General features: G+C 37.0%; 11 protein-coding genes. 10 read left to right on the forward strand and 1 reads right to left on the reverse strand.

The annotated features are described in order from the left end of the window. The first annotated feature begins 108 nt into the window (after positions 1–108). The 8 genes from QM481_RS22820 to QM481_RS22855 all read left to right on the forward strand — a co-directional run bounded on the left by QM481_RS22820 (position 109) and on the right by QM481_RS22855 (position 8,789). Entirely contained in the window at positions 109–627 is a 519-nt protein-coding gene (locus tag QM481_RS22820; protein WP_283383487.1) for a GNAT family N-acetyltransferase, read from the forward strand. A gap of 200 nt (positions 628–827) precedes the next feature. Next, positions 828–1,448, forward strand: coding sequence for a low molecular weight phosphatase family protein (locus QM481_RS22825; RefSeq protein ID WP_283383488.1), 621 nt, complete (start codon positions 828–830; stop codon positions 1,446–1,448). Positions 1,449–1,488: 40 nt separating this feature from the next. Then, a complete protein-coding gene (locus QM481_RS22830; RefSeq protein ID WP_166549254.1) occupies positions 1,489–1,821 on the forward strand; it encodes an ArsR/SmtB family transcription factor in 333 nt (110 codons plus the stop codon). Between the two features lie 38 nt (positions 1,822–1,859). After that, entirely contained in the window at positions 1,860–2,333 is a 474-nt protein-coding gene (locus QM481_RS22835) for a DUF6428 family protein (protein ID WP_283383489.1), read from the forward strand. A gap of 132 nt (positions 2,334–2,465) precedes the next feature. Beyond that, complete coding sequence (arsB, locus tag QM481_RS22840; protein ID WP_283383490.1) at positions 2,466–3,527, forward strand: ACR3 family arsenite efflux transporter; 1,062 nt, start codon at positions 2,466–2,468, stop codon at positions 3,525–3,527. 191 nt (positions 3,528–3,718) lie between these two features. Beyond that, positions 3,719–4,930, forward strand: a complete 1,212-nt coding sequence (locus tag QM481_RS22845) for an MFS transporter (RefSeq protein WP_283383491.1) — start codon at positions 3,719–3,721, stop codon at positions 4,928–4,930. Between the two features lie 152 nt (positions 4,931–5,082). Continuing rightward, positions 5,083–5,439, forward strand: a complete 357-nt coding sequence (locus QM481_RS22850; protein WP_283383492.1) for a hypothetical protein — start codon at positions 5,083–5,085, stop codon at positions 5,437–5,439. A gap of 86 nt (positions 5,440–5,525) precedes the next feature. Continuing rightward, complete coding sequence (locus tag QM481_RS22855; protein WP_283383493.1) at positions 5,526–8,789, forward strand: TonB-dependent receptor; 3,264 nt, start codon at positions 5,526–5,528, stop codon at positions 8,787–8,789. Positions 8,790–9,158: 369 nt separating this feature from the next. Here the strand turns inward: QM481_RS22855 and QM481_RS22860 are convergent, their stop codons facing one another. Then, positions 9,159–10,370 carry a hypothetical protein gene (locus tag QM481_RS22860; protein WP_283383494.1) on the reverse strand — a complete coding sequence of 404 codons (1,212 nt, stop codon included), beginning with the start codon at positions 10,368–10,370 and terminating at the stop codon, positions 9,159–9,161. A gap of 466 nt (positions 10,371–10,836) precedes the next feature. Here QM481_RS22860 and QM481_RS22865 point away from each other — a divergent pair, with 466 nt between their 5' ends. Beyond that, positions 10,837–11,511 carry a response regulator transcription factor gene (locus QM481_RS22865; RefSeq protein WP_283383495.1) on the forward strand — a complete coding sequence of 225 codons (675 nt, stop codon included), beginning with the start codon at positions 10,837–10,839 and terminating at the stop codon, positions 11,509–11,511. Next, positions 11,508–12,794 carry a sensor histidine kinase gene (locus QM481_RS22870; protein WP_283383496.1) on the forward strand — a complete coding sequence of 429 codons (1,287 nt, stop codon included), beginning with the start codon at positions 11,508–11,510 and terminating at the stop codon, positions 12,792–12,794. The genes QM481_RS22865 and QM481_RS22870 overlap by 4 nt, the downstream gene beginning before the upstream one ends. Positions 12,795–12,801 lie beyond the last annotated feature (7 nt).

The following is a 12,801-nucleotide window of genomic DNA, read 5'->3' on the forward strand; positions in this document are numbered from 1 at the left end:
GTTACGTCTTGCTCGTTTGAATAAAGCGAGCAAGATTTTTTTTGAAAAACATATCGTTAAATTTGTATATCGCAATATTGCGATATAGATTTGTATTGTCTTTAAAATTTGCCAAATCGTATGACAGATATTGAAAATAATATACTGGTTCGTGCCATGAAAGAAAGTGATTGGACAAGTGTCGCTAATATCTACCAAGCAGGTATGGATACCGATATGGCTACATTCGAAACACAAGTGTCTTCATGGGAGAAATGGGATAGCGGGCATTTAAAAATCTGCCGTTTGGTCGTAGAACAAGATTATAAAGTTATTGCTTGGGCTGCTCTAAGCCCCGTTTCTACGAGAGCCGTCTATGCGGGAGTTGCCGAATTGAGCATATATGTGGCAACTGAGTCCAAGGGTAAAGGTCTTGGAAGTATCCTAATGAGCCGAGTGATAGAAGAAAGTGAGAAGGCAGGTATATGGACGCTCCAGTCAAGTATTTTTTCAGAGAATACTGTTAGCATTCATTTGCATCAAAAGGCGGGTTTTAGGATCGTTGGGTATCGGGAAAGGATTGCTAAAAGAAACGGCATTTGGCGCAATACCCATATCCTAGAGAGAAGAAGCCCCAGAGAGTTTTGAGTGGTGAATTGTGAATGATGAATGAGGGCTGTACGAAGGATTTTATCTTGTTCAAAAGAGTTCTTATTCAATGTTTTTTAACGTGTACTTGGAACCCTTGCGGTTGCCATTTTGAATGTGGAAACTGCAAGAGTTACCACTCAATTTTATTTTGCGTCATCACTCAACATTCAGAATTTATATTTTAACCAACATTTCTAATGATGATTTTCAGTCCAATTCAACATTTAATTGAAGCCTCAATTGCTCAATTTGATACGATTTCAGAAGAAAGAAAAGCTCTTCTGGCACAAATTTCAACCTATATAAGCGCACAGGTAGCTAGTCAAGAACCAGTGAGATTGGTATATATATGTACACACAATTCTCGCAGGAGTCATTATGGGCAAATTTGGGCTGGTGTGGCGGCCGCTTATTATGGTATTCCACAAGTGGAAACTTATTCGGGTGGAACTGAAGAAACAGCTTTTAATGAAAGAGCAGTTGCGGCATCCGAACGTTTAGGATTTAGAATAGAGAAAACTACGAATGGCGCTAATCCCGTCTATCAAGTCTATTTTGCTGATGATGTAGCGCCTGTTACAGCATTTTCTAAAAAGTATGATAGCGATGCTAATCCAAAGGCTGGATTTTGTGCTGTAATGACCTGCAATAGTGCCGACAAAAATTGTCCTCTAGTATTTGGCGCGAGTGCAAGAGTGGCAACGCCTTACGAAGACCCCAAAGCCTTTGATGGCACTCCTGAAGAATCTGCCATGTACGAAGCCAGAAGCAAGCAAATCGCTTTGGAGACGCTGTATGTTTTTTCTTTGGTAAAATAAAAATTGCTCAATTACTCACTCATTCAATCACTCAATTAACATGGGTATTACAAAAACAGATTTTTTTTCTGAAGAGCAAAATGACTTAGCCATTATGTTTAAGGCCATTGGTCACCCTGCTCGAGTAGCTATACTAGACTATCTCTTGAAGGTAAATGCTTGTATTACAGGAGATATCGTTAATGAGCTTCCTTTGGCACAACCTACGATTTCTCAGCATTTGAAAGAACTCAAAAATGCAGGATTAATCAAAGGTGCTATTGAAGGTAATGCTATTTGTTATTGTATCGACGAAAAAGGAGTTGAGAAGCTTCAACGTTATTTTGGAAATATTCTCTCCACGCTCAATAGCCGTAAAGGGTGTTGTGAATAAAAAATCAGCTAACTATTCTCATCAAAACGCATAAAATCATGAAACTTTCAGAAGTAAAACAACATTTAGCAACTGCCGAATCGGTAAATTTTCAATTAGCAAATGGCACTTTTGTACCAGAACATTTTCATGTAACAGAAGTCGGACTAATCACCAGACATTTTATTGATTGCGGTGGGGTAGAGCGCATCGAGAAGATTATTAACTTCCAATTATGGGATGCAAATGACTTCGAACATCGTTTGAAACCACAAAAATTGTTGAATATCATCGCATTATCCGAAAATAGATTAGGTATTGGAGATTTGGAAGTAGAGGTTGAGTATCAGTCTGATACCATTGGGAAGTATGGATTAGGATTTGATGGCCCAAATTTCCAATTGCTACCTAAGAAAACAGCTTGTTTGGCGCAAGATGCTTGTGGAGTCCCTGCTGAAAAACCTAAAGTGCGCTTGAGTGATTTGCAAGCAAGTCAGTCAGCATGCTGCACGCCTGGAGGCGGATGTTGTTAAAAATGTTTAATCAGACGTCTTCGCATCATCAGGACTAAGTCTTTGGCATTGAGGTTAACGAGATTGATAAGAAACAATTTATATTTTGGCTTAAGGCATAAAGCTTATAGCCTAGAGCAAAAACGATACAAAATGTCTGCAAATAATTGTGCCCCAGTTGTAGAACGCAAGCAACTAGGTTTTTTAGATAGATATCTGACTCTTTGGATATTCTTGGCGATGGCGATTGGCGTTGGAATCGGGCATTTTTATCCTGAATCCTCCAATTGGATTAACTCATTTTCGAGTGGAACCACCAATATTCCATTGGCCATTGGTTTGATTTTGATGATGTATCCTCCACTTGCGAAAGTGAAGTACGAAAAAATGGGAGAAGTCTTTTCCAACATAAAAGTATTATCAGCGTCATTGGTACTGAATTGGATTATTGGACCCATTTTTATGTTCCTCTTGGCTATTACTTTTCTCAAAGATTATCCTAGTTATATGGTTGGTTTGATTCTGATAGGACTGGCCAGATGTATTGCTATGGTGGTAGTTTGGAATGATTTAGCTGATGGAAGTCGTGAATATGCCGCTGGACTCATTGCACTAAATAGTATTTTTCAAGTGCTGTTGTATAGTGTTTATGCCTATATTTTTATCGGCGTTTTGCCAACCTATTTTGGTATCCAAGGATTGAATATTGAGGTAAAAATGAGTCAAATTGCTGAGAGTGTGGGAATTTATCTTGGGATTCCTTTTGGTTTAGGACTTTTTAGTAGATGGATTTTGATTAAAACCAAAGGCGAAACTTGGTTTCAGGAAACTTATGTTCCTATGATTTCGCCGATTACTTTGATAGCGTTATTGTTTACCATTGTGATTATGTTTAGTCTCAAAGGTCAACTTATTGTACAGATTCCGATGGACGTGGTACGTATCGCTATTCCTTTGGTGATATATTTTGCGGTAATGTTTGTGGTAAGTTTCATTATTGGAAAAAACTTTGGCGCAGATTATGCCAAAAGTACTTCTATCGCCTTTACCGCAACTGGAAATAATTTTGAATTGGCGATTGCCGTAGCAATTGGTGTGTTTGGCATCAATAGTGGCGAAGCTTTTGCAGGTGTTATTGGACCATTGGTAGAAGTACCAGCCTTGATTGGATTGGTAAACTTAGCCTTTTGGTTTAGAAAAAAATGGTACACTTAGGTAGAGTGCTGAATTTCGAGTGCTGAGTTTTGAGTGTGATTTTGTCCTTGCCTAGTTCGAGACTAAGTCTTGAACTAGGTATGTTTTTAAACAGTTCCAGATTTGATCTTTTGATTTCGGAAAAAATTCAGAAGACCATTTCTATTAGTTGCATACTTTGTCTTAAACTAGAAATTTTCATACATCAAGCTATGAATACCGTACAACTTGGCTTAAAAGAAAACTGGAAGCAATTTTCGATTCTTGTCATCATCAATGCCTTTGTGGGAGGGATGATAGGATTGGAACGCTCGGTCTTGCCACAATTGGCTGAGAAAGATTTTGGGATTTCTTCTAAAACGGCTGTGTTTTCATTTATCATTGCCTTTGGTATCACGAAGGCAGTCTGTAATTATTTTACAGGAAAACTGGCTAATCTTATTGGGCGAAAAAAACTCCTTGTGATAGGTTGGGTATTTGCCTTGCCTGTACCTTTTATCTTAATCTACGCCAACAATTGGAATTGGGTTATCTTGGCAAATATCTTATTGGGTATCAATCAAGGCTTGGCTTGGAGTATGGCGGTGATTATGAAAATAGATTTGGTTGGTAGTAAAAAAAGAGGTTTAGCGGTAGGAATCAACGAATTCGCAGGATATGTGTCGGTTGGTATTGTGGCGTTTTTGACAGGATATATTGCCAATACCTACGGAGTTAGACCGTATCCTTTTTATCTGGGTATAGGTTTTTCAATCATGGGTTTGTTACTTTCAATACTTTTTGTCAAAGATACTCGTCTACACGTGGGGCAAGAAAGTACCCAAAGCACTATTCCTTTACTCAAAAATATTTTTCTGAATACATCTTTTACTCATAAATCCCTTAGCGGAATTACACAAGCAGGTTTGGTCAATAATCTTAATGACGGTATGGTTTGGGGGCTATTACCCATTTTATTACTCAGTAAAGGATTTTCGCAAACTAATATCGGTATTCTTACAGCGATATACCCGATGGTATGGGGCTTGAGTCAGCTTTTTACGGGGAAGCTTTCCGATGTGTATTCCAAGAAGATGTTGCTTTTTGGAGGAATGTTGTTTCAAGGTATTGCGATTATGGGTTTAATCAAGGCCAATTCATTCGAGATGTTTGGAGGAATAGGCATACTTTTAGGCTTGGGAACAGCTTTGGTATATCCTACCTTTATCAATGCTATTGCAGATTATACACACCCTTCGCAACGAGCCGAAAGTTTGGGTACTTTCCGTTTTTGGCGTGATTTGGGCTATGCGGCAGGGGCTTTGTTGACAGGTATTTTGGCAGATTATTTCGGCATAGAAATGTCTATCTTGTTGATTGGTATTCTTACGATTATTTCTTCTTTGGTCATATTGGTTCGTGTTGGAAAACCTTTTACAATTTGAAAATTTGGTAATTTGAAGATTTGAAAATATGTTTTATTAGATACCCAATAACTGAAAGCCGATAACCGATAGCTCAAAGCCTAAACTCACCCTTAACATTAATTTAACATTGGAATACATATTAGTTAATATTGGCGATGTAAGTTTGTACCATGAAATTCTGGAAACATATCGTCATAACCCTAATCACACTCTTTTCTATTAGCACAAGAGAATCGGTGATTAGTCATGAGCACAAGCTTGTTCATGCTACGACGAAATCTGTTTCTCATCATTCCAACCAGCATGCTGTAAAACTACTGAGTGTAGTAGATAGCCAAACTAATGCTTCTCTTGAAAATATAGAGTCAGAAGATACTGATGATATTAAGGAAGTTAAAGCGTCAGTCGCTCGTGAAATAGAAGTCGTTTCTATTTTGCTCAAGCCATTGTCAAAAACGTTGGTTACACAGCTAAGAAGTCTATTTAAGTTTGGACGCTACATTTTGTTTTTACAACTCCTCATTTAAGATTTTCCTACATTATTCTAATCACATTTTCTTGCATTCATATTGAATGCAACATGGTATTTCTTTATTCACTCTTTCGTAAAATCATGAAAACGAACGTTTACGCTAAACAACTTTCACAGTTGTTGACAGTTATCGCTGTATTTTTCTTAAGCATGACTGCAATTCAAGCTCAAGTAACAACATCTTCTATTTCTGGAAAAGTAAAAGACAAAACTGGTCAGGAAGTACCAGGAGCGTCAGTTATCGCTACCTATTTGCCAACAGGTGCTAAATACGGTGTAGCTTCTAGTGGTGATGGTCACTTTACTATTGCTAACATGAACCCAGGTGGTCCTTACAAAATCGTTGTGACGTTTGTAGGGTACCGTTCACAAGTAGTAGAGGGTATCACACTCAATTTAGGTTCAAACTCTAACGTTGATTTTGTACTTCAAGAAGAAAGTACGTCATTGGCTGAGGTTGTAGTAAAAGGCGAAAAAGGTGGTGCTAAATTAGGCGCAGGCACTAATTTGGGCGAAGCTCAAATCAAATCATTACCAACGTTGAGCCGCAGTCTTACCGACATGACTCGTATGACGCCACAAAGTGCCAACAACTCTTTTGCAGGTACAAACTTCCGTTACAACAACGTAACAATTGATGGTACTATCAACAACGATGCGATTGGTTTTAGCCCATCTTTGGGTGGACAAGGTGGTACTTCGGGTATGCCTGGAAGTAGTACTCGTACCAATCCTATTTCTTTGGATGCGATTCAGGATATTCAAGTATATATTGCTCCTTACGATGTAAAAATCGGTAACTTCACAGGTGGTTCTATCAACGCTGTAACGCGTAGTGGTACAAACGACGTAACAGGTTCGGTATATGGTTTTGGTCGTAATGCAACAATCACTGGTCCAAACAACGCTGGTGATGGTGCTAAAATCCCAAGTAGCTATTATGACTACCAAACAGGTTTTAGAGTAGGTTTGCCTTTGATTAAAAATAAATTGTTCTTCTTTACAAACGAAGAAATCACTCGTCGTCAAGAACCCCTTTTCTATGGTGCAGGATATAAAGATGCCAATGGAAATACTTTATCGTTGATCGATGCTGCAACGGCTCAAAAAATCTCTGATTTTGTAAAAACAAACTACGGTTTTGATGTAGGTACGGCAGGAGATTATAACATTTCTTCAAGAAGTAATAAATTCTTCAACCGTTTGGATTGGAATATTTCTGACAAACACCAATTGTCACTTCGTAACAACTACATTACTTCTGAAGCTACCAACTTGGAAAGAGATGCTGCCAACTTCAGATTTGCGAGCATGGACTTCAAACAAGTGAACAATCAAAACTCAACAGTAGCAGAGTTAAAAAGCCGTTTTGGTAATGCTTCAAACAGTTTGATTTTGGGTTATTCAGATATTCATGACTACAGACAGCCATTGAGTGGTAACGTATCGATGCCACAAGTGGAGATTGCAGTAAATGGTGGAACGGTATTTTTCGGTAACGACCGTGAGGCTACAGTATTTAACATGCGTCAAAAAACATTTGAAATTACGGATAACTTTACTTGGTTTAGAGGAAAACACACTTTCTTAGTAGGTACGCACAACGAGTTGTATTCAATCAATTATGGTTTCGTGAACTCTTGGAATGGTCGTGTAGCTTACAGAAGTTTGGATGAGTTTTTTGCGGGAAAAGTAAACCGTGTTAGAGGTTCATATAGCTTTACAAACAACGACCGTGATTATAACTTCGACAATCCTTATGCGAAATTCAACGTAGGAATGTACAGTGTATATGGTCAGGATGATATTCAAGTAAATGACCGTTTGAGATTATCTCCAGGTTTACGTTTTGACTTAGCAACTACAGATTCTCCATCGATTAGTTCGGCTACTAAAAATACAGCCATTGACAAAAATGCAGGAACTACTTACACATCAACACCTTTATCACAAATCAACAATAAGATTTTTGGGCAGGTTTTAGTTTCTCCACGTATTGGGTTCAACTATGATGTAAATGGTGATAAATCTGTTATCGTACGTGGTGGTAGCGGTATTTTCACAGGTAAAATTCCATTTGCTTGGTTAGGATATGCCTTCTACAACGACGGTGTTGGTTATGGTTCATTTGACGTAAACAACTTGGCTACAAAATCAGGCGTAAAAGGCGATGTATTGAAAGATGGTGCTAAAACTTATGCTTTCAACAACGGTCAAGGTAACCAAACACAAGTAGACGTTGTAAGTAATAACTTCAAAATGCCACAAGTATGGAGAAGTAGTTTGGCGGTAGATTATAACGTAAAAGGTTATAAAATTACCTTGGAAGGGATTTATACCAAAACAATCAACGACTTGAAATTCCAACAAGTTAACTTGAAAGACTCGGTTACTTATTTCTCTTATGATACTCAGCACCAAATGCCAGTATATTTGTCGGGTGGTTCGACAGGTCAGAAAGTGAATTCTTCATTTTCGAATGCTTATATGTTGTCGAATACTTCACAAGGATACCGTTATAGCTTAACAGCACAAATTGCTAAAACGTACTCATTTGGCTTGAACGCTTCAGTAGCTTATACTTACGGACAATCTTGGGATTTGACCAACGGTATTCGTAACTCAATGGAATCTAACTGGCAGTTGAACCAGTCATTGACACCAAATGACCCAGCATTGGCTCACTCAAACTTTGATATTCGCCACCGTATTATTGCTTCTTTGGGTTATAGAAAACAGTGGAACAAAAATCACGCAACGCAGTTCTCGGCAGTAATCAATGCTCAATCAGGTAATCCATTCACATGGGGTTTTGTGAACTCAACGATTGCTAACACTCCACAGGCTGCTGGTTTGGCGTATGTGTTCAAAGATGCGACAGAAGCAACAAAATACATGGTTGATTACAAAGATGCTAGCGGTAACACCATTACAGCAGCTCAACAAGCACAACAGTTTATGGATTTTGTAAACGGCGATTCTTACTTGAGTACTCGCAAAGGCAACTTCACTGAGCGTAACACTGGTAGAACTCCTTGGAATACAACAGCCGATGTACGTTTGATGCACGACATTAATATTACTACAGCAGGAAAGAAATCACACACATTACAGATTTCGTTAGATGTTATCAACTTTACTAACTTGTTGAATAGCGAGTGGGGAAGAATCTACTTCGTATCAAATACATTCAACTCAACAGCTAGTATTGGTTTAGTGCGCAAAAACTCAGGTACTGCTACAGACCCAACTTACAACTTTATCAAACCAACTACAGCACCGTTCTCAGTTGACCAATTATCGTCACGTTACCAAGCTCAGTTAGGTTTACGTTATAGTTTCTAAGAATTATTAGTTAATGGTGTATCGGTTATTGGATTATTATTCCAACAAGCGTACTCTAAACAATTTAACAAAATCCCCATAGTCTTCATGACTTTGGGGATTTTGTTTTTTATAAAATCTATTCACCCCTGCTGTTCCAAGTTTAACAACTTGGAACCATAAATCAATTGTAATCTTCGACTGCACCACCAACACAGCTAATAGCAAAGATTGAATACTTTAGTATATTCAGTTTGAGCAAGGTCGCAGACGGAGACTGCTTTTTATTAGGCGTTCCAAGTTGTTAAACTTGAAACAGCTAGGGGTAGATATTTTTTCAAAAGTAGTCAGGATAGCTCCTATCTTCTAAATAATAATATTTCATCATCTTTATTTTAATTTAATTTCTTTAAATGCAGTATATCGTGAGAAAGAGAGTATTGCCACAGGAATGCCTCCTAAGGTGTAACCTCCAGGCAAGTAAAATGAGTTAGCTCCATCTTCATTTCCAAAAGGAATACTTAACCCCCTAAAATCCTGCTTATCTATGAGTACAATCATTGCATCTTCATCTTCAAGGTAGCCATTATCCAATCCAAGCTTTTGTTCTACCTGTCTTAAATTACCTCCTGTCTCTAATAAAATCTTATCTAACTCTGTTTTTGGGAACACCAAATCTCCATGAGATAGATAAGATCCTAGTGTACCATATGTATTAAATGACTTACGTGATGTAAAACGAACAGCTCCCTTATCAAACTTAGCTAAATGCCTAGCAATATATTCCTCGTTTAAATAAACCCAAGGCAATGGTGTATGTCCTTTCCGAAATAGTAATAATATATCTTTTTGTGAATTCCCCGATTTAAAAGCGTTTAAGAGTGCATCATCCGCCCATTTTATCAATACTCCATGATTAGATTTGAACTCTAACCCTTTTGATGTCTCTTTAACAACAAATTCAAATTTATACATTCTACTTTCTGCCAAATTGTATTCATAGTTTTCTAGTTGCTCAATATTAAATATTAATTTCTTCTTCTTCACATCGTAATTCCATTCACCAATCTCTTCACTCATATGGTTCTTTGTTGCCTTGCTAAGTTGCGAATGATAACCTAAAAACTCATCACTTAATTCAATATGACGCAATGTGTCTCCAATTACTAAACTGTAATGACCAACAAATTTTTCTTGATTTTTCATTTTTGCATCATAAAATGAACTTGTTGCACAATTTATGTCCAGTAGTAGGTCTGTGTAAAGTTTAATCGTGTTTAAATTCCTGAACTCAGAAGAATTCATTATACGTTCAAGCTTGATTTTATATCCACAACTTTTGTGATATTGAACGCTCTGTGAAAATACTAAATACTCTATTTTCTTTTTCTCTATCTCTTCCTTACTTAATTCTAGTCTGTATTGTTTGTTTTTATCATATAATATGTATTGGGTCGAGTCAAATGGATTATCGTTAATTGTGTAATATATTTTACCTTTTTTGTCTAACAAATAGGATACTACCTTGCCATAAAATTCCAAATTTTGCGAATAGCTTTTCATTGATAAGATAAGAAGCAATACTAGTAGAGTTTTTTTCATTTTTTGATTTATTTTATTAAAAGTATAATTTGTAGACGCTTTTCCCTAACATTAGTAACACTTCAAGTATCCTATTACATGAATAAAGCCTTACCATTTGATTACCAATGATAAGGCTTTATTTATGTAGTTCAATAATGGGTTTTCTCCATAGTCAAACTATGCTTGATTTGGGGTAGATATTTTTTCAAAAGTAATCACTTTCCCATCCGCATCAAATTCAACATGGATTCCCTTCTGTTCCAAGTTCTTAAACTTGAAACAGCTAACATATCTATTGTTATTAAAAAACAATTTACCACTCTTTGCCTTTTGCCTTAAACACAAAACTAAATTTAATGAATTTCAAGTGTAAGATATTGATAATAAAAACTTTACATTCATAATTTACAATTCATAATTCAGCATTCATACTTTGCCAATCAAAAATTCAGAATTTATTCAGAATCTAATCCTAATTTTGAATATGAAAATTCTCATCATAGAAGACGAAAAAGAATTGGCTTATGCTATGGGCGCCTATCTTGCAGACGAAAATTATCTGTGTGAATTGGCGTTTACCTTGGAAGATGCCCGCCAAAAACTGGCATGTCATACCTATGATTGTGTATTGCTCGACTTGATGTTACCCGATGGCAGTGGACTTGATTTGCTGGCAACGATGAATCTCCAACAGCGTTTGGAGGGTGTTATAATACTTTCGGCCAAAAACTCGGTTGAGGATAAAGTGAAAGGATTGCAGTTAGGAGCGGATGATTATCTCCCAAAACCTTTCCACCAATCCGAGTTGCTGGCGAGAATTTACTCCGTTATCCGACGAAAGAATTTTAATAACCTCAACAATGTCCAGTTTGAGGAAATAGAAATTAATCTTTTGTCAAAAAATGTTAAAGTCAACGACCAAGAAATCAATCTGACTCGCAAAGAATTTGATTTGTTGGTATTTTTTATCAGTAACAAAAATAAAGTTATCTCCAAAAGTGCCCTTGCTGAATATCTTTCGGGCGATATTGCCGATATGTTTGATAATCATGACTTTGTGTATGCACATATCAAAAATTTAAAGAAAAAACTGCTTGAAGTTGGCGGGAATAATTACTTGAAAACACTCTATGGTGTAGGTTACAAATGGGAAAAATGACCAAACTCCTCGATAAGCCCCTAAAGGCATTTACGATTTATGCTTTTGTGATTTTGAGCTTGAGCATCCCGGCCTATTATTGGGTGGTAGAAACAGTTTGGCAAAAAGAATTAGACGAACACAATCTAATTATCAAAGAACGTATTGTTTCGCAATTGCAAAATTTGTCGCTCACCCAAGCACAATTTGATAGTGTGACTCACATTTGGAATGTGTTGCAGTCTGGAACTAGGATTCTTCCCGAAAGGCAACACTTCAAAAAGTCTGATAGTACCTATTTGGTTATGCGAAAGAATAAGCATAAAAAACATACCGAGATAGATCGGTTCAGAGGTCTAACCAGTCATATTCATTTTAAGGGGAAGCGTTACAGCTTATGGATTGAAACCAATGTAGAGGAGGCCGACGAAATCGTATATATTATCTCGGTGGTGTCGTTGTTCTTTTTTGTTCTATTAGCCTTGGGTTTTATTTTCTTGAATAGAACTATTGCCCAAAAAGCTTGGCGCCCCTTTGAAAAAACATTAGGGCAACTCAAAAGCTTTGACCTGTCTGCAACTGAGACCATTGATTTTGAGAAAACCGAAATACAGGAATTTGAAGACCTTCATAATACCCTTCAAAAGATGCTTTATGCGGCTATTAGTGCTTACAAACAGCAAAAAACCTTTATCGAAAATGCCTCGCATGAGTTGCAAACACCTTTAGCAATATTAAGATCAAAAGTAGATTTATTTTATCAATTACCGGAACTCAATGAGGCTCAATTACAGGTGCTCGAAGGTATTGAAAAGCCGCTTGCCAGAGTTTCTCGTATTAATAAAAATCTTTTGCTCTTGGCAAAAATCGAAAATCACCAATTCGAAAACGTAGAAATACTAGATATTGGAGGGATGATAAATGATATTTTGGAGCTTTTACAAGATTATGCCGAAAGCAAAAACTTAGCGATTCAGGTACGGCTGGAAGCTCGTCAAGATATTAAAGGAAATAAGTTTTTGATAGAAACACTTTTGTATAATTTATTGACCAATGCTATCAGATATACTTCAGAAGACGGTGAAATAGTAATATTTTTAGATAGCCAGCAATTATCTGTTCAAAATACAGGGATAATATCGCTAAATCCTGCGCATATTTTTCGACGTTTTTCGGTATCCTCCTCCGAGCAAGTAAGTAGTGGCTTGGGGTTGGCCATCGCCAAAGAAATTTGTCATAGATACAACTGGAAAATGGAGTATGCTTTTGATACGAATAAGCATCAATTTAAAGTTTGTTTTTAGTTAATTA

It is taken from the genome of Flectobacillus rivi (assembly GCF_030056655.1).
Lineage (GTDB): Bacteria > Bacteroidota > Bacteroidia > Cytophagales > Spirosomataceae > Flectobacillus > Flectobacillus rivi.

Bases quoted from the DNA above. Each gene is read 5' to 3' on its own strand.
- QM481_RS22825 (WP_283383488.1), top strand. From the start codon at position 828: ATGATGATTTTCAGTCCAATTCAACATTTAATTGAAGCCTCAATTGCT.
- QM481_RS22830 (WP_166549254.1), top strand. From the start codon at position 1,489: ATGGGTATTACAAAAACAGATTTTTTTTCTGAAGAGCAAAATGACTTA.
- QM481_RS22835 (WP_283383489.1), top strand. From the start codon at position 1,860: ATGAAACTTTCAGAAGTAAAACAACATTTAGCAACTGCCGAATCGGTA.
- arsB (WP_283383490.1), top strand. From the start codon at position 2,466: ATGTCTGCAAATAATTGTGCCCCAGTTGTAGAACGCAAGCAACTAGGT.
- QM481_RS22845 (WP_283383491.1), top strand. From the start codon at position 3,719: ATGAATACCGTACAACTTGGCTTAAAAGAAAACTGGAAGCAATTTTCG.
- QM481_RS22850 (WP_283383492.1), top strand. From the start codon at position 5,083: ATGAAATTCTGGAAACATATCGTCATAACCCTAATCACACTCTTTTCT.
- QM481_RS22855 (WP_283383493.1), top strand. From the start codon at position 5,526: ATGAAAACGAACGTTTACGCTAAACAACTTTCACAGTTGTTGACAGTT.
- QM481_RS22860 (WP_283383494.1), bottom strand. From the start codon at position 10,370: ATGAAAAAAACTCTACTAGTATTGCTTCTTATCTTATCAATGAAAAGC.
- QM481_RS22865 (WP_283383495.1), top strand. From the start codon at position 10,837: ATGAAAATTCTCATCATAGAAGACGAAAAAGAATTGGCTTATGCTATG.
- QM481_RS22870 (WP_283383496.1), top strand. From the start codon at position 11,508: ATGACCAAACTCCTCGATAAGCCCCTAAAGGCATTTACGATTTATGCT.